This window comes from Daejeonella lutea, from assembly GCF_900168015.1.
Taxonomy (GTDB): domain Bacteria; phylum Bacteroidota; class Bacteroidia; order Sphingobacteriales; family Sphingobacteriaceae; genus Daejeonella; species Daejeonella lutea.
Genome location: NZ_FUYR01000007.1, coordinates 41,337 through 59,742, shown reverse-complemented (window position 1 = coordinate 59,742; position 18,406 = coordinate 41,337). Strand labels below are relative to the sequence as shown.

The following is an 18,406-nucleotide window of genomic DNA, read 5'->3' as shown; positions in this document are numbered from 1 at the left end:
TATGAGCGCTACCCTTCCGTTTATACCAGTAAACGAGCCTCTCCTGAATGGCAACGAGGAAAAAAATCTAATAGAATGTATCCGGACCGGATGGATCTCATCTGAAGGGCCGTTTATTAAACAGTTCGAAGAAGAAATGGCAGGAACCGTTAACAGGAAGTTCGGAGTTGCAGTTTCTAACGGCTCTGTTGCATTAGATGCAGCCATCGTAGCATTAGATCTTTCTGTAGGTGACGAGGTGATCATGCCGGCTTTTACCATCATTTCGTGTGCGGCAGCCATAGTGCGGGCCGGAGCTGTTCCGGTATTGGTGGACGCTGATCCGGTCACATGGAACATGGATGTTTCAAAAATTACTGAGAAAATTACCGCCCGGACTAAAGCGATTATGGTAGTCCATATTTATGGCCTGCCCACCGACATGGACAAGGTACTTGAAATTGCTGAAGCTCATAATCTGAAAGTAATAGAGGATGCCGCGGAAATGCACGGCCAGACATATAAAGGAAAGCCATGCGGCAGCTTCGGTGATATAAGCACTTTTAGTTTTTATCCCAATAAGCACATTACTACAGGCGAAGGCGGAATGATCCTAACGGATGATGAGGAACTTGCAGAGCGGTGCCGCAGTCTGAGAAACCTATGCTTCAAGGCTGAACAGCGGTTTGTGCATGATGAGATTGGCTGGAATCTCAGGATGACGAACCTCCAGGCAGCTATGGGAGTAGCGCAGCTTGAAAGATTAAGTGAATTCGTGGGCTTAAAAAGGAAGATGGGTAGCCTGTATAACTCCCAGCTGGAGTCCACAACAGGAATACAGATACCCCATTATCGAACTGACTATGCCGACAACATTTACTGGGTTTATGGAATTGTACTCGATGAAAGTGTGCCGTTTGATGCAAAAGAAGCAATGAAAAGATTATCTGCGGAAGGAGTAGGCTCCCGCCCGTTTTTCTGGCCGATGCATGAACAGCCAGTTTTTATGAGATCGGGACTTTTTAAAAATCAGAATTACCCGGTCGCTGAACGCATAGCCAGAAGAGGGTTCTACCTGCCAAGCGGCATGGCGATAACCGAAAGTCAAATACAACATAGTGCTGCATCATTAAAAAAAATATTAAATGCTCGATAGGTTAAAGAAGGTAGTTTCCGGCCAAAAGACACTGTTTGGACTTCCGGATAAAGTAGTAGCCGGACATGATGAATTAAAGATTAACATTGGATCATTACATAGTGCCCTGATAAGTTCCAGGAAACAATATAATAAGCTCTCAGACCTTGAATTTAGGGTCTTTTCGCAATTTGGCGATGATGGCATTATACAATACCTGACGCAAAATATTGACATACCTCACAAGACTTTCATCGAATTTGGGGTTGAAGATTATTTTGAATCGAACACAAGATTTTTACTGCAGAAAGACAATTGGTCGGGATTTGTAATTGATGGTTCCGAACAACACATTGGAAAGCTCCGGTCTTCTCCATTCTACTGGAAGCAGGACCTGGAGTCTCAGGCGGTTTTCATTACTAAAGAGAATATTTCAAGCTTGTTAAAACCTCATGTAGACAGGTGGGGAGGCTTAGGCCTCCTTCACATTGATCTGGACGGGAATGATTATTGGATTTGGGAGGCCCTTAATTTAAAGCCGGTGATCCTCATCCTTGAATACAACAGTAACTTCGGAAGCGAAAGAGCTGTAACGGTGCCATACAACCCATCGTTTTACCGTACGGACGCCCATTATAGCAATCTCTATTGGGGAGCCTCACTGCGCTCTCTTTACGAATTAAGTCGCTCACGGGGGTACCGGTTCATTGGATGTAATAATGCGGGGAATAATGCTTACTTTATTTTAGAAGACTATATGAACGAAACAGTAAGGGAGGTGTCGCTCGAGGAAGGGTATGTTTCATCAAAATACCGGGAGTCACGAGATGAGCATGGTCGCCTTACCTACCTTGATGCCTCTGAGAGAAACGATAAGATAAAGGGGCTAAGTGTTATTAACACTACCACTCAAACACCAGAGATATTTTAAGATGGACCAAGTTTTTAATGCATATGCCCGGTATTATGACCTGTTGTATAAGGACAAGGACTATACCGCAGAATCGAAATATATTCATTCAATTATAGACGAGTTTTCGCCTCAGGCTGCAGCTGTTCTTGAACTGGGCTCGGGAACTGGAGCTCATGCGGAACATCTGGCACGTTTGGGATTTTCCGTGCACGGCATTGACCTTAGCCCAAACATGGTTGAACGGGCAAATACGAGAAAAGAAGGGCTGTCCAGGGATGTTTCGGATCGATTGAGCTTTGAAACAGGCGATGTTAGAAATTACAACACCGAAGTTAAATACGATGTTGTAATTTCCCTATTCCACGTGATGAGTTATCAAACAAGCAATGAGGATCTGAGAGCCACATTTGAAACGGCAGCAAAACATCTCAAGCCGGGCGGCATTTTCATCTTTGATTATTGGTTTGGGCCTGCTGTTCTAACTCAAAAGCCGGAAGTAAAGATCAGAAGGATAAATGATGAGAAAATTGATGTTCTAAGGATCGCCGAACCTGTACTAAATCCCTTATCAAATTCGGTAGAGGTAAATTTTACAGTGATGATCACTGAAAAGCATGAGGGGGCTAAAACCGATGTTGTTGAAGAATCACATTTAATGCGATATTTTTTTCTGCCTGAGTTGGAATTAATAAGTACGCGGTTTAAGGTGTTGGAGACAAGAGCATGGATGTCTGATGACTTGCCCACCGCTGACGATTGGGCTGCCATTTCAATACTGAAGCTTAATTGATGAGGATCGTCGCTGTCCTGGAAACTACTTTGAAGGCTGGAGGGGCGCATAATCAGTCCCTGAATGCATTGTTCCAGATGAAACGTATTTGTGAAGGGCAATTTGACCTGCAGGTTATTGCCTTTGATAAGCAAACTGTGGAGGTACTGATCGACAAGGGTTTTGATGGTGTTTTGGTGCAATTCTCTTTGCTGGACAAAATCAAGGTGCGGATACTAAATTCTTTTTTCGGTAAATATATTCTTTCTGCAAAAACCTTGTTTACGTTTGAGAAAAAATTAATATCCTGCCAAACAGATCTGGTTTATTTCACAGGCCCATCGTTATGGGCGACACATTTAAAAAAGACTAATTATATATTTACCCTTTTTGACTTGGCGCACCGGGATTTTCCCGAATTTCCGGAAGTAAGTGCACTTGGAGAATTTCAGAAACGCGACGCACTTTACTTCTCGACAATATCGAACTCATATATTACTCTCACAGATTCAAAAGAGCTTTCCAACAATGCGGGTAAATTTTACGGGGTAAATCCGGGAAGGTTGCTGCACATGCCATACGGACCCTCTCCTGATCTGGAACGCAATTCAACAACCGTGACCGAGGTTATTCAATTTTACAAATTGCCTGAGGTTTATTTTTTTTACCCGGCTCAATTCTGGCCACATAAAAATCATATTCGAGTTCTGGAGGCATTGTCCGTGTTAAACAATCAGGGAAAACATTACCATGTGGTTTTTTCCGGGGGCGACAAAGGCAACATTCAGCACATCCTGAATTGCGCAGTAGAATTATCGGTAGATAGTCAGGTTCATACTTTAGGCTTGGTCCCTTCCGAACATATCAAAGGCTTATACCAGGGAAGTTGTGCCCTGGTCATGCCAACCTATTTCGGGCCTACTAATTTGCCACCTCTCGAATCATGGTCGCTGGGAGTTCCGGTCATTTACTCTAGTCACCTAGCAGGCGAGGCAGGCGGTGCGGCATTATTGATCGACCCCGATAATGCTGAATCTCTCGCAGAAGCAATGGAAACAGTATTAGATCCGGATGTTAGAAAAGATCTTGTTTCCCGCGGATATTTAAGATTAAAGGCTGTTGAGGACGAGCGCGTGAAGTGTGAGCATGAACTACTGGAAAGGCTGATTAAGTTTAAAAACCGGCGAAAGTGCTGGGCATAATATATTTTAATTCACATCATTTCGAATACTAAAGACATAATGAAAAAGCTCGAGAAACTCGATTACAGGTTGCCGAAATGGGATATGACTGATTTGCAGGAAAGACATTGCCCAATCTGCGGTACTTTGGAGAATAAACAGCTCTATTTACGGCCGGACAACCTGGTTGTTAAAAATTGTGGAGTATGTAGTGTCTACTATATATCACCTTCACCTTCTCCAGAGCAAATTAACCAATTTTATGCCCAGTATGATAGTAATCATCGCAAAACGAAAGACCTGCGAATAAATAAGTCTAAACTGGATTTGATTTTCGGAACGGATCATTTCGGTGATCTGAGGATTCGGAAGCTGGCATCAATGGTTGATTTCAAGAATTCAAGTTTCCTCGATGTAGGTTTTGGAATTCCATATTTTCTCTATCATTTACAAAAACTTGGGGGCAACGTGTTTGGCGTGGAATATGATAATCAAGCAATTGACTATGCCAGGCAATCCGGGCTGGATAACGTTTTTTTCGGTAAGATCTCGGATCTGCCGAAAGAGCTGAAATTCGACGTAATCTCGATGAATGATCTGATCGAGCACCCGTTAAATCCCCTGGACTTATTGAATGAGGCTTTCGAAAGGCTCAATCCGGGTGGCAGGATATTGATTTGGACCCCAAATGGAGATTTCAGCAAAAAAGATCCCAATTCGACGACCTTTCGTGTTGACCTTGAGCACATGCAATATTTTACTACTAAAAGCATAGCATATCTTGCTAGTAAGTTAAACGCGAGTATTGAACATTTAGAATGTTATGGATTTCCTGCACTTGGCGATCTGGTTGCGCCTCAGACGGCGATGACAACCGCGATGTCTAAATTGAAGACGCGTTTAAAGGATTTTTATCCGGTGCACATGGCCAATGAGTTTAAGAGGTTATATCTAAAACGCGCTTACGAATTTAATAACCGAAAGGGCTCTTATCACCTGTTTGCCATTCTTCAAAAAAAATAGCCCGACTTCGCAGGTTAGTTCTGGTTAATCGTAATTTAGCGGTCGCTTTAGTGCGAGCGCCCAATATCGTATAATGAATAAAATATCAGTAATAACAGTTTGTTACAATGAACCTGCGGAAAAGATAAATTTCACCTTTGACTCCGTCCTTGATCAGGAGGTTGATGCAATCGAGTTCATTGTAGTTGATGGCGGCTCAGGAGAAGAGACCCTCTCGGCAATCAAACCTTATCTGAATAGAATAGACCGCTTTATCAGCGAACCGGACCGTGGTATTTTCGATGCAATGAATAAAGGGATCAAGTTGGCTACAGGAACTTGGATAAGCTTTATGAATGTTGGCGATTCATTTTTCAACAGCCAATCTTTAGCAAGTCTTGTACTTTCTAACCATGGTAATGCCGGTATTTTATATGGTGACGTTGATAAAGGAGATTTTGGCATTATTCATTCGCCCGGAATATTAAGGAAATATAGCTTATATGAGTCCGGAATCTGCCATCAGGCTATGATCACAAGGCGGGAGGTATTTGAGCGGATCGGAGACTTCGATCTCAGTACTAATTTGTATGGTGATTCAGATTGGGTGGCACGAGCATTTGTCGCCGGAATTTCGTTTTTTCACGTGCCTGAAATTATCTGCGTTTATGAAGGGGGGGGAGCAAGTGCTGATCATACGATTTTTCGTAAAGAGAGAGAATCTTATTTATCGAAGTATTTTAACAGGAGGCAGCGACTTGCATACTGGCTTCGCTCATTACTCGGAAAGGTGTCTTACAGAATTGCGAACCGCGACCTGCGTCTGCCATATTTCCTGGCTGCACGTTTAAAAGTTATACAAAAAAAGTAAGTATTTATTGATGATGATCCAAAATGCTGATTGCAATCAATGAAAGCAAAGTCAATTCTTATTTCCGACCCTTTATTTTTCCCCACAGAAAAAAAAAGCCTAAGCAGCCGGGTTGTTTGCAAACTTGTCGTTCTGTTATCCTACCTGATGATGGCGGGATTTTCGGTATATGAATTGTCGCCGGCTATTTTACTATCCTACATTATTTTCGGTTTTGCTGGTTTAGTAATAACTTTTAAAATCGACAGGCAAGCAACGGGGATATTCCTGACTGTATACGCCCTGTGCACTCTTTTTGCTACGCTTCTATATTTCCATTACTTTAATATTTATGGTACCCCGTACTGGAGCGGTGGATCTGATGAATTAGAATACGAGCGTCTGGGTAAAGAGTTTGCAGATAAGTACGGGATTTTGGAATATGGCAGCATACGAGGAAACCTGGTGCCTCTGTGGCACAATTCTGTTGGCTACATATATTTGGTAGGACTGCTTACGAAGCTAAGTCAGACCCTAGGTGGTGAACATACTATGGTCGTCCGGATTTTCAACTCCGGTTGTTTGTCAATGATTTCGGTAATGGTGTATTGCCTTGCAAAGCGCCTGGATTTGAGGAATAATATAGCCTTTTGGGCAGCCATGTTTGCCGGCTGCCTTCCTCTGATGATGTGGACTGCTGGTCAATCCTTAAGGGATATTCTAGTGTCAATGTTGCTGTTCATTGGAATATTTGTATGGTCGCCGGATCATTCAGGTAAACAAAAATACCCCCTTTTTTACATCCTGGTTGTCACTCTCTTTCTCGCTCTCTTCTTATTTGAATTGCGCAGGGCTCAGGCATTTGTTTTATTGCTTGTTGCTACTATCGGACTTTTAACCGGATCGGACAAAAGATACAGGTGGGTCCGTATCCTCTGGATCCTATTAATGTCATTGATAGGGATATGGATGGTCATCAAATTTTCAGCCATACTTAACAGCGATTTCAAGCTTATATTAATGTCTTCGGATGCATACAGTACTTATAGGACAGAAGAAAGAGGCGGGGGGCTAAGTACTATTGTGTTTTCCTCGTCGCCCCCGTGGAGCTATTTCCTTCGGACTGCATACGCATTGGTTTCTCCCCTCCCTGTAATTAGCTATAAATTATATGTGATATGGCTATCTATTGGTACAATTGTACACATATTCTATTTGCCTTTTTTCTTTAAAGGTATCTCTGTATCAATACGAAACAAATCCTGGTGGATAGTTCTTAGCGGCTTAGTTATGTTGTTTATAGGAATGGCAATGTTTACTTTTACAAGCAGGCATATTACCCAATATTTACCCCTGGCGGTGCTTATTACAGCTTTGGGGTACTCACGTTATCGTGGAGTCCATAAAAACGCCTTTTTCAGAATGGGCGGTATTATTGGCGTCATGTGTTTTTTATATGTCGGATTGAAAATGTTAACCTCTTAAATTCTATCACTTGAAGATACTAATCGTTATTGGGACCAGGCCCGAGGCTATTAAGATGGCTCCCCTTATAAAAGAACTTAGAGGATGCCCCGATTTTGTCACGAGGTTGTGTGTAACTGCACAACACAGGCAAATGCTTGACCAGGTTTTGGAACTGTTCGGCCTTGTCCCCGACTACGACCTGGATATAATGAAGCAGAGTCAGGACTTAACGGGAATTACCACCCAGATACTGGCAGGAATGAAAAGCGTGTTTGCAGATTTTTTACCTGATATAGTGCTCGTACATGGTGATACCACAACCACCCTTGCAACCACCCTATCCGCCTATTATCACCAGGTGCCGGTGGGTCATGTCGAGGCTGGTTTGAGGACAGGGAATATTTATTCCCCATGGCCTGAGGAAGCAAACCGGAAACTTACCGGAGCGCTGGCTACTCTTCATTTTGCACCCACAGAAGCTGCCAGATCTAATCTATTTCATGAAGGGATCACACCCGATAAAATTTTTGTTACCGGGAATACGGTTATTGATACGTTGCTTCACATTTCCCAAATTTTAAATGAAGATGAGAAGCTAAAGCTCAAATTTGCGGATCAATTTTCTTTTCTTAATGCAGGAAATAGAGTTATACTAGTTACAGGTCACAGGCGAGAGAGTTTTGGAGATGGGTTTCAACGCATCTGCCAAAGTCTCAAAACTATCGCGAGTGAGTTTCCCTCGGTCGATATCGTATATCCCGTCCATCTAAACCCTAATGTCCTGGAACCCGTTACCGGGTTGTTATCTGGAATTTCGAACATACATTTGATAGCACCGCTGGATTATTTGCCCTTCGTTTATTTAATGAATCGTTCTCACATTATCCTTACCGATTCCGGGGGCATTCAGGAGGAAGCGCCGTCTTTGGGAAAACCTGTGCTTGTAATGCGGGACACCACTGAACGCCCTGAGGCCGTCATTGCCGGTACTGTTAAACTGGTTGGAACGAACGTAGATCTTATCACAGAGAACCTGAGAATATTATTAACCAATGAGAAAATATATTCTGAAATGAGTGTGGCTCAGAACCCTTACGGTGATGGCAAAGCCTGTGCAAGGATAGTCAAAGTTCTAAAACACTGGGCCCGGAAATGAGATATGCATTTTTCGGTCGTGATACGCATCACGTAGACCTTCAAAGACATTTACTGCTGGCAAACGCTCTTGGGCATGAAGTGATTTCCGATCTAAGCGTACTTGATCATGCGAGCGCAGCCAAATTGCTATTTTCTGACAGTTGTGACACCAAAACGCTGTTGAAGATCAAAAGAGCTCAACAAAATGGCAAGATTTCTAAAGTTAGTGTCATTATTCTCGAACTTTTCAACGTAGATTTTCAGGCCTGGCGGGAAGAGTTGACTTTTCTTCTTAAATCTGAAGCCCGGTCAAACTGGAAAGCTATACTTTACTTTTTGCTCGTAGTTCCTTTAAAAATCCGGTTAATTCAGGGAATTTTGAGTTTTGGCTCTACGGAAGCAATCATTCCAAGTCAGCTGCGGGTCAACTATTTAAAGACCCGTCTGTCGCAAAATATAGTTTATACTGTACTCCGGAATAAGCCTATTTTAAAACAGTTCCAAGTGAAAGTGCCGATTGATTTTGAGTCACAGACGGAGCAGGTAAAAGAAATTGTAGCTGGTGGTAATTTTATTTTTATTGGCGGCCGCATCAACGTTGAGACAGAATTTTTTACGGTATGTGCCTTCGCCTCACAAAATAATTTGAAAGTGCTGGCTGCTACGGGTCAATTCGACATGATGCAAAGATCTGTAATCAAGTTCCCGGGCCTTATTATTAGTTTAGGAAAGATCAGCAATGAATTTGTAATGTACCTTTCGTCGCGATGCCTGGCAGGATTATGCCTGTATCATAATGCCACTAGTAACCAGAGGTTGTCCGCGTCCAGCAAGTTTTTTGAATTTATGCTGATTAATAAGACTATTATCGCATCTGATAATCCTGGAATGCTTGCCGAAGTTCAGCATAGTACCGAGCCATTAGTAATTCCAATTAATAAGCTTACAGAGGGTATGAAGATTGAACGAACGGAGGCGCTTATAAATGAAGAATATTCTTTCGAGAATGAAATTGAAGATTATAAAATCAATTAAATAGTTCAACTTTGTAGGCAGCCATAAGAAGGGTTAATTGTCAGGGTCAAAAACGAGAAAAATTATATAAAATTACGTGAATACAAAAATTAGATTTGGAATTATTGGTTGTGGGAGAATTGCAAACAGACATGCCGAACACATAATTAAATTTGGGACTCTTACCGCGGTTTATGATATAGACTATTCAAAAGCCCAAGACTTCGCGCAAAAACATAAAACCGTAGCAACCCTCAGCCTGGATGACCTGTTAACCAGGGAAGACCTTGACGTGATCGCCATTTGCAGTCCCAACGGACTTCATGCCAAACATTCTATTGAAAGCCTGAATGCTGGATTTCACGTTCTGTGTGAGAAGCCGCTCTCCACTTCTGTGTACGATTGCGGGGAAATGATTAAAGCCGCGGAGCGGAATAACAAGCGTTTGTTTATAATTAAACAAAACCGCTTTAATCCTCCTGTGGCCGCGGTCAAAAAGGCTATTGACGAAGGTAAGCTTGGGAAAATTTATAGTATTCAGTTAAGCTGTTTCTGGAATCGTAATGAGGATTATTATCATAACTCATGGAAGGGTACACTTGAACTCGATGGCGGAACCCTGTATACACAATTTAGCCACTTTATAGACCTTCTTTACTGGATGGTTGGTGATGTAAAGCGAGCTTATGCACTCACGGGAAATTTTTCCCATAAAGACATCATAGAGTTTGAAGATACAGGAGTTGTTGCACTTGAGTTCTATTCAGGCACAATTGGGACTATCAACTATTCAGTCAATAGTTTCCAGAAGAATATGGAGGGATCGTTAACTATTTTTGCTGAGAAAGGGACAGTTAAAATTGGCGGTCAGTATCTAAATGAACTTGAATACCAATGTGTTAAAGATTTTGAATTTGGTGACCTTCCCAAGGGAAATAAAGCAAATAATTATGGAACTTACATGGGGTCTATGTCCAATCATGATAAAGTTTATGAAAATCTTGTAGACGTGCTCCAGTCAAATGCTGCGATTTCCGCTAATTCCTTTGAAGGGTTAAAAACTGTAGAGATAATTGACAAAATATACGCCTCTGCCAAACAGCTCAATAATGGATAGAAACATAAAATTCCATGACGCAGGAATTCGTGATGTTGAGATGGGAGAATCATGCACAGTGGTACGACCGGTAAACTTGTATGAATGTGTGATCGGAGATGCTTGCTTTATTGGCCCTTTTGTAGAGATCCAGAAAGGCGTAATTGTTGGAAGTAGAACAAAGATTCAGTCCCATACTTTTATTTGTGAACTCGTCGAAATTGGCGACGATTGCTTTATCGGTCATGGAGTTATGTTCGTAAATGATCTTTTCAGAGACGGCGGACCCGCAAATGGCGATGTAAGCAAGTGGGCTGGCACTCGGATTCAAAGCAAAGTTTCTATAGGAAGTAATTCAACTATCCTTCCTGTATCTATATGTAATAACGTTGTCATTGGAGCTGGTTCAGTTGTGACAAAAGATATAACGACACCGGGGATCTATGCGGGTAATCCTGCAAAATTTTTAAGAAAATCAAATTAGAAAGATGAAAGTACCTTTTGTTGACTTGAAAATACAATATCAGTCTATTAAATCCGAGATAGATGCCGCAATTCAGAATGTTATAAATCAAACCTCTTTTATCGGGGGCAGCGAAGTCGATAAATTTGAAGTTGAATTCGCTAAATTATACGGGGCTAAACATTGCGTTTCTGTGGCGAACGGGACAGATTCTCTCTACATAATTATGAAGATGCTTGGAATAGGAGAAGGAGATGAGGTAATTACGGTTTCTAACAGTTGGATTTCTTCATCCGAAACTATCACCCAAACCGGAGCAAAGCCAGTATTTGTCGATATTGACCCCGTGTACTATTCCATGAATGAGAACCTCATCGAAAAGAGGATAAATTCGAATACGCGGGCTATTATTCCTGTTCATCTTCATGGTCAGATGTGTGAAATGGATAAAATTATGGAGCTCGCGAAAAAGCATAATTTGTTTGTGATTGAGGATTGTGCGCAGTCGCATTTTTCAGAACTTAACGGTGTTCGGGCTGGTTTGAGGGGACATGCGGCATCATTCTCCTTTTACCCGGGCAAGAACCTTGGTGCATACGGGGACGCAGGATGCATTCTTACTGACGATGAAGCTTTAAGCACAAAATTCCGGATGTTCGCCCGCCACGGTGCTCTGAAAAAACATGCCCATGTCATTGAAGGAATTAATAGCCGTCTAGACGGAATACAGGCAGGCGTTTTAAATGCCAAGCTTCCTCATATATTGGATTGGACCAGGCGAAGGATAGAAAATGCAGCCAGGTACACGGAACGGTTAAAGGGATTGGAAGATATAGAAATTCCAGTTGTCAGGCCTGACTCCAAGCACTCTTTCCATCTGTATGTAATACGAACGGAAAAAAGGGACGAATTAGCGGCACACCTGAAGGCAAATGGTGTTGAAACCGCTGTGCATTACCCTACGGCCCTTCCAAATCTTGAAGCCTATTCTTATTTAGGCCATGAAAAATCAGATTTTCCCGTAGCATCAAGTTATCAGGATCGGATACTTTCTCTGCCAATGTACCCCGAATTAACTAACGAGATGATCGACCACGTTGCTGACTCAATAGAGAGCTTTTTTGCTAAATCATGATAGCGATTATTGATTATGATATGGGAAATCTTGGTTCTATTAAGAATATGATCAAGAAAGTAGGTGGTGATAGTATCATAACCAATAATCGAGAAATTATTGATGAAGCAGACGGCATAATATTGCCTGGGGTAGGATCGTTTGATGCCGGAGTTGAAAATCTTAAAAAGTATGAACTCTTTGATTATATAAAAGATTCCGCCATACATAAGAAAAAACCCATTTTAGGGATTTGTTTGGGGATGCAGTTAATGACGCTGAGTAGTGCGGAAGGTAAAACAGAGGGGCTGGGCCTCGTAGATGGGCTGGCAAAGAAGTTCTCCGGGGATGAAAATCTCAAAATTCCATATATGGGATGGAATTTCGTAGAAAAGCAAAAAAATAGTGTGCTTTTTGACACTTTTGAAGAAACGCCTAAATTTTATTTTGTACATTCCTATTATGTGCAATGTGTAAACAGGGGCGATGTAGCGGCTACAAGTAACTATTCGATGAAATTTGATTCCGCTTTCGAAAAGGGAAATATTTTAGGAGTTCAGTTTCATCCTGAAAAAAGCCACAGATATGGCATGACTTTAATGAAGGGATTTTTGAAATTCGTGGATACTTATGTATAGTTGGAGGAAGCGTGTAATACCGGTTTTATTATTGCGGGGTGAAGGGCTGGTCAAAACTAAGAGATTTAAAAATCCGGCCTATATCGGCGATGCTATAAATGCGGTCCGGATATTTAATGAGAAAGAAGTTGACGAACTGGCTCTTATCGATATAACGCCTTTACGGGAACGACCTGAGCCGAATTATGATTTTCTGAAAGATATAACATCTGAATGTTTTAGCCCTCTTTCTTATGGCGGCAAAGTGACGAACATTCAGCAAATAAGAAAGATACTTAGTATAGGGGTAGAAAAAGTAATAATTAACAGTGCAGCGATAGAAAATCCGACATTCTTAAGAGAAGCCTGCAATATTTTTGGCAGTTCAACAATCGTTGGAAGTATCGATGTCAAAAAAGACTTTTGGGGAAAGCAGCGGGTTTATACGTCATATGGAAGCAAAAATACCGGGAAGAGCCCCTTAGAAATCATATCATTATTTGAACAATGCGGAGTAGGGGAAATCCTGCTAAATTCGATCGACAGAGACGGGATGCAGAACGGGTATGACCTTGACCTAATCAAGTCTTTATCATCCTCAGTTAATATTCCGCTTATTTCCTGTGGCGGTGCTATGGATACAGACGATTTCGTGAAGGCATTTCAACACGGTGCCTCAGCCGTAGCTGCCGGATCGAAATTTGTTTTTAACGGGAAACATAATGCGGTATTAATCACTTACATTTCTCCGGAAGAAAATGAAAAATTACTTAAGCTATGAAGAATAGTAGTGCAGCATATCAGCAATGTAACCGTTGTGTAATGGATACGAGCGACCCTTTAATAGAATTTGATGAGATTGGTAACTGCAATCACTGTAATAAATATATTGAACAATTACCAAATACTATAATTAGAGGACCTGAAGGATTGGCGGAACTGGATAAATTGCTGGAGAGAGCACGTCAGTCAGGCCAGGGTAAGAAATATGATGTTATTATGGGCGTCAGCGGGGGAATGGATAGTTCCTATGTCGCGTATCGCGCAAAACATTTTGGATTACGAATTCTCGCAGTGCATCTTGATAACGGTTGGAATTCAGAACTATCTGTTAAGAACATAGAAAACTGTATTAAGTACGCCGGCGCGGACCTCTTTACTCATGTAATTGATTGGGAAGAGTTTAAAAGCATGCAGGTTGCCTATCTTAAAGCCGGGGTGATAGACATTGAGGCATTAACGGATCATGCTATACGGTCAATTATTTATAAACTTACGGACAAATATAAAATCGAATACAATCTTAGCGGGTCAAATTATACCACTGAGGGTATCCTTCCGAATTCGTGGGTATATAATAAGCTCGATTATAAAAATATACGATCAATAAGTCGTCGTTTTGGTGCCAGACGGCACAGGACATTCCCGGGAATGTCGTTGGGAAAATATATTTATTACCGGGCATTTGCGAAAATAAAGCCAATTGATGTGCTGAATTTAATCGATTATAAGGTTGACACCGCTATTCAGGATATGGAAAATGACATGGGATGGAAATATTACGGTGGAAAACATCATGAATCAATTTTTACTAAGTTCTACCAGGGCTACATCCTGCCAGAGAAGTTCGGAGTAGATAAGAGGAAGGCTCACTACTCTACTTTAATTTGCTCCGGAAATATGACCCGAGAAGATGCCCTGCTAAAACTCCGGAGTGATATCTACACCGCTAATGAGCTTGATAATGATATGGAATATGTGTTGAAAAAATTGGGAATTACTGAAAGTGCCTTTAAGAAGATAATGCAGGAGCCCGTAAGGAGCCACCTGGACTATCCAAATAATAACGCTTTATTCCAGTTTTTCAAACGGTTTTCCTGATGAGTGAAAAAAATGTATTGGTGGTCTCAAGGACTCCCTGGTACGAAACTCCGCGACTCAGGCACCAAATTGCTCGGATGATGAGGGACAATGGGTATAATGTGCATTATCTCGAAACTATTTTCGGCAGAAAGCCAAAATCGGTAGTATCTGATCCGGGGATTTACGTATATCGTGTAAGTGAAGCCTTTCATCATCAGTTAAAACCATTCGTGTTCCAGGATAGACTTGCTGCGGTCATTTTAAAGGTACAATTGAAGAAAATGTTTGCAGAAATCAAGTTTGACATAATTTTCAATTTTAATTATGATTTTGACTTTCTTGGATCAGTATTTCACGCACCTGTGATAAGTGTTATAAACGACGATTTCATTGCCTCAGCTTCCCCATGGATGCGGCACTCAGTAAAGAAAAAGCTTGCTGCGACATGTAAAAGGTCCGGTGCCGTTTTAAGTGTTTCTTATTCTTTGGAAAAGCAATTAAAGCAACTGTCGGATAAGTCAGACCTTTTCCTTCCCTGGTCGGCTGACAGCTATTCAAAACCTCCCGAAGGCTTAAATAGGCAGGTCGTCCTTTATTTCGGGTTTATCAGCCGGATAGATACAAAAATATTGGATGTCTTATGCGAGAGGAATATTAAAGTAAGGTTTATAGGACCTGTACTTGGTGATGGTGTGAAGATCAAGCATAAATACGAGCGATTTGACAATGTTGAATTTCTTGCTGCCAGGCCTTTATCGGAAGTTGACTTTGATGATGTGTGCTGCTCCGTCGCTTTGTACGATCTTAATGACGCTACTACATTGCCCATTACTGCCAGTAACCGGCTGTTTCAATTGCTGTCAAAGGGTATCCCACTTGTTTACCCCAACATGCCGAATTTGATAGAAGCACCAGATACTGTCATTCGAAAATGCTCTTTGCCGGAGTCTTTTCCGGACGCCATTGACTATTTTAAAACTAATTTTGATCTGGTTCAGGAAGATATACGATCATTCCTTTTAAGACACACTGAAGGACAAAGGTTTTCCTTCATAAATAGCCTCATCACTCGACTAACTTCAAAGAATTAATATGTGCGGTATAGCTGGAATTATTTCTCAGGAGGCTTCTGAATACATACAAAATATGACTGATATCATCGCTCACCGGGGCCCTGATGATCAGGGTGTTTTTAGCGAAGGTGATATAGGCCTGGGTCACAGGAGACTTGCTATTCAGGATCTCACACAGAATGGTCACCAACCTATGTTTAGCGGTGACAATCGTTTTGTGTTGTGTTTTAACGGAGAAATTTATAACCACTGGGACATCAGGAACTCACTTAAAGATAAGTATTCATTTAAATCCAACTCAGATACAGAGACCCTCTTGTATGGGTTTCAGGAGTATGGAGTTGAGTTATTTAACATGCTCAATGGGATATTTGCTTTTGCAATTCTCGACAGGACAACAGGAGAATTAATTCTTTGCAGGGATCAGTTCGGAGTCAAGCCTCTTTATTATTCACACTCAAATGGATGCTTACTCTTCAGTTCAGAGATAAAGTCAATCCTTGAATACCCAAAGTTCAGGAAAGACATAGATTTAAGCTCCCTTCCAAACTATCTTTATTTCCTTTGGTCGCCGGGCGAAAAGACGCCTTTTGAATATTGTAAAAAACTTTTGCCTGGCCATTATTTAAAGACCAATATCAAAAGCCCACAGGAGATTGCAATTTATAAATATTATGAACTTCCTTTTACGGGAGTCTATGAGGAGAAGACTGAAACCGAGTGGATAGATCTGCTCGATGAGAAGTTAACCAAAGCGGTGGAGAGGCAGTTGCTATCTGACGTTCCTGTGGGGTTTTTTCTTTCAGGCGGCTTGGATTCCAGTTTGATAGTGGCCATTGCGAAAAAATTATATCCCGATAAAAAATTCAAATGCTTTACAATCCAGACGGACGTAAACAGTAAACGTGAGGGATTTGAAGATGACCTTTCTTATGCAAAGAAGGTTGCTGACTATTTAAAAGTTGATCTGGAAATAGTAAAATCGGATATTCAGATTGTCCGGGATTTCGATCAAATGATTTATCATCTGGACGAACCGCAGGCCGACCCAGCCCCTCTGAATATCTCAAACATATGCGAAAGTGCACGTGCTCAGGGTTATGTCGTGCTTCTGGGCGGCACTGCAGGAGACGATTTATTTTCCGGCTATCGCCGGCACCAGTCGCTATTTTTTGAAAATAAGATGTCGTTGGTTCCATTCGCGCTTAAAAAATTGCTGTACAGGATATCTTCCAATTTACCAGGCAGGAAAGCATCATTCCGTAGGTTCAAGAAGTTTTTTTCGACCTACAGATATCCTGACAAAGAATCCCGAAGTGCCTCGTTATACGGCTGGCTGCCCGTAGAGCGTGTGAAAAGGCTTTTTAGTAATGAAGTTGCGTTCAACCCGAATGACTTTTTAATTTCGTCCCTAACATGTATACCCGATGAAAAATCACCATTAAATCAAATGTTATTTTGGGATTTGAAGTTTTTTTTGACCGACCATAATCTTAATTATACTGATAAAATGAGTATGATGCACGGCGTCGAGGTTCGTGTACCATTTCTAGATATTGATCTAGTTAATATTAGTGCAAGTATTCCACCGTCTTTAAAGATGAAGGGTACCGAAACAAAGTACTTATTGAAGAAGGTTGCAGAGCGGTACTTGCCGCGTGAAGTTATTTATAGACCAAAGACTGGCTTTGGAGCGCCGGTCCGGGACTGGGTGATAGATGAATTGGGTGATAAAATTAAATCAAATCTCTCTCAGGAAAAGCTTGCTAAGCGCTCCATATTTGTAAGTAAGGAGATTGACATGCTTATTGAGCAAAACAAAGCAGGTGTAATCGATGCTTCCTACACGATATGGGCTTTGTTGGCGATAGAAAGCTGGTTTAAACAATTTGTAGACAATGAATGAACAATTAGAGTCAAGCACTTTTTCAGAAAAAGATCAAGTAAAAGATTTTTGGAACGAGGCTTCGTGCGGTGAGGATCTATATCTCGCAGGTTTTACTGAAGCGGATTATACATCGCATTCAGCAAAAAGGTATCAGCTAGAGCCTGAAATTATAGCATTCGGTGAGTTTGAGAGGTTCAGAAATAAAAAAACTTTGGAGATCGGAGTGGGACTGGGAGCTGATCATCAAAAGTTGGCTGAGGCAGGTGCAATATTAAGCGGAGTTGATCTTACTCAAAGAGCAATTAATCATACGACACGCCGATTTGAATTAAATGGCTTGACCTCGGAATTGGCGATAGCAGATGCAGAAAATTTGCCATTTGCGGGCGAAACCTTCGAAGCTGTATACTCGTGGGGGGTTCTGCATCATAGCCCCGATACGCAACGGGCTATCGATGAGGTATATCGTGTTTTAAAACCAGGAGGCTTTGCCAAGATTATGATATACCATAAATACAGCATAGTCGGCCTTATGCTTTGGCTACGGTATGGTCTTTTAAGGTTTAAGCCATTAATTACGATGGAAACTATATATTCCAAGTATCTGGAAAGCCCGGGAACAAAAGCCTATTCCCGAAAGGAAGCGGAAGTGCTTTTCAAGAAATTTCGTATTGAGTCAATTAGTACACCTTTAAATCATGCAGATCTGCTTACTTCAGCTGTTGGCCAACGTCATAGGGGTGTTCTTCTCAACATCATGACTAAAATATGGCCAAGGACATTAATTAAAAAATTCTTTCCGTCAAATGGGATTGAACTTATGGTCACATTGTATAAAAGTTGAT

18 protein-coding genes are annotated in these 18,406 nt (G+C 41.4%); all 18 read left to right on the top strand.

All coding sequences use genetic code 11. From position 1 onward, the window contains the following. Position 1: 1 nt before the first annotated feature. Entirely contained in the window at positions 2-1,135 is a 1,134-nt protein-coding gene (locus B5X60_RS17700) for a DegT/DnrJ/EryC1/StrS family aminotransferase (RefSeq protein WP_079704075.1), read from the top strand. Continuing rightward, positions 1,125-2,045 carry a hypothetical protein gene (locus B5X60_RS17695; protein WP_079704074.1) on the top strand — a complete coding sequence of 307 codons (921 nt, stop codon included), beginning with the start codon at positions 1,125-1,127 and terminating at the stop codon, positions 2,043-2,045. The genes B5X60_RS17700 and B5X60_RS17695 overlap by 11 nt, the downstream gene beginning before the upstream one ends. Before the next feature lies 1 nt (position 2,046). Beyond that, entirely contained in the window at positions 2,047-2,817 is a 771-nt protein-coding gene (locus tag B5X60_RS17690; RefSeq protein WP_079704073.1) for a class I SAM-dependent methyltransferase, read from the top strand. Next, positions 2,817-3,998 (top strand): glycosyltransferase family 4 protein, encoded by a 1,182-nt coding sequence (locus B5X60_RS17685; protein ID WP_079704072.1) that lies wholly within the window; start codon positions 2,817-2,819, stop codon positions 3,996-3,998. The genes B5X60_RS17690 and B5X60_RS17685 overlap by 1 nt, the downstream gene beginning before the upstream one ends. 39 nt (positions 3,999-4,037) lie before the next feature. After that, positions 4,038-5,000, top strand: coding sequence for a class I SAM-dependent methyltransferase (locus B5X60_RS17680; protein WP_079704071.1), 963 nt, complete (start codon positions 4,038-4,040; stop codon positions 4,998-5,000). Between the two features lie 73 nt (positions 5,001-5,073). Continuing rightward, positions 5,074-5,850: a glycosyltransferase family 2 protein gene (locus tag B5X60_RS17675; RefSeq protein WP_079704070.1), complete on the top strand. Its 777-nt coding sequence runs from the start codon at positions 5,074-5,076 to the stop codon at positions 5,848-5,850. 39 nt (positions 5,851-5,889) lie between these two features. Next, positions 5,890-7,314 carry a hypothetical protein gene (locus B5X60_RS17670; protein ID WP_079704069.1) on the top strand — a complete coding sequence of 475 codons (1,425 nt, stop codon included), beginning with the start codon at positions 5,890-5,892 and terminating at the stop codon, positions 7,312-7,314. Between the two features lie 10 nt (positions 7,315-7,324). Then, complete coding sequence (gene wecB / locus B5X60_RS17665; RefSeq protein WP_079704068.1) at positions 7,325-8,452, top strand: non-hydrolyzing UDP-N-acetylglucosamine 2-epimerase; 1,128 nt, start codon at positions 7,325-7,327, stop codon at positions 8,450-8,452. Next, a complete protein-coding gene (locus B5X60_RS17660; RefSeq protein WP_079704067.1) occupies positions 8,449-9,468 on the top strand; it encodes a hypothetical protein in 1,020 nt (339 codons plus the stop codon). The genes wecB and B5X60_RS17660 overlap by 4 nt, the downstream gene beginning before the upstream one ends. Before the next feature lie 76 nt (positions 9,469-9,544). Further along, the gene (locus tag B5X60_RS17655; RefSeq protein ID WP_079704066.1) at positions 9,545-10,564 is read left to right on the top strand and encodes a Gfo/Idh/MocA family protein; all 1,020 of its coding nucleotides are present in this window, start codon (positions 9,545-9,547) and stop codon (positions 10,562-10,564) included. Further along, the gene (locus B5X60_RS17650; RefSeq protein WP_079704065.1) at positions 10,557-11,027 is read left to right on the top strand and encodes an acyltransferase; all 471 of its coding nucleotides are present in this window, start codon (positions 10,557-10,559) and stop codon (positions 11,025-11,027) included. Before B5X60_RS17655 ends, B5X60_RS17650 begins: the two co-directional genes overlap by 8 nt. A gap of 4 nt (positions 11,028-11,031) precedes the next feature. Further along, the gene (locus B5X60_RS17645) at positions 11,032-12,141 is read left to right on the top strand and encodes a DegT/DnrJ/EryC1/StrS family aminotransferase (protein ID WP_079704064.1); all 1,110 of its coding nucleotides are present in this window, start codon (positions 11,032-11,034) and stop codon (positions 12,139-12,141) included. Continuing rightward, a complete protein-coding gene (gene hisH, locus B5X60_RS17640; protein WP_079704063.1) occupies positions 12,138-12,758 on the top strand; it encodes an imidazole glycerol phosphate synthase subunit HisH in 621 nt (206 codons plus the stop codon). Before B5X60_RS17645 ends, hisH begins: the two co-directional genes overlap by 4 nt. Further along, the gene (locus B5X60_RS17635; protein ID WP_079704062.1) at positions 12,751-13,518 is read left to right on the top strand and encodes an AglZ/HisF2 family acetamidino modification protein; all 768 of its coding nucleotides are present in this window, start codon (positions 12,751-12,753) and stop codon (positions 13,516-13,518) included. The genes hisH and B5X60_RS17635 overlap by 8 nt, the downstream gene beginning before the upstream one ends. After that, on the top strand, positions 13,515-14,618 hold the full coding sequence (locus B5X60_RS17630; protein WP_079704061.1) for an N-acetyl sugar amidotransferase: 1,104 nt from the start codon (positions 13,515-13,517) through the stop codon (positions 14,616-14,618). The genes B5X60_RS17635 and B5X60_RS17630 overlap by 4 nt, the downstream gene beginning before the upstream one ends. Further along, on the top strand, positions 14,618-15,691 hold the full coding sequence (locus tag B5X60_RS17625; protein ID WP_079704060.1) for a glycosyltransferase family protein: 1,074 nt from the start codon (positions 14,618-14,620) through the stop codon (positions 15,689-15,691). Before B5X60_RS17630 ends, B5X60_RS17625 begins: the two co-directional genes overlap by 1 nt. 1 nt (position 15,692) lies before the next feature. Then, positions 15,693-17,579: an asparagine synthase (glutamine-hydrolyzing) gene (asnB, locus tag B5X60_RS17620; protein ID WP_079704059.1), complete on the top strand. Its 1,887-nt coding sequence runs from the start codon at positions 15,693-15,695 to the stop codon at positions 17,577-17,579. Further along, the gene (locus B5X60_RS17615) at positions 17,572-18,405 is read left to right on the top strand and encodes a class I SAM-dependent methyltransferase (protein ID WP_079704058.1); all 834 of its coding nucleotides are present in this window, start codon (positions 17,572-17,574) and stop codon (positions 18,403-18,405) included. Before asnB ends, B5X60_RS17615 begins: the two co-directional genes overlap by 8 nt. Position 18,406: the final 1 nt, after the last annotated feature.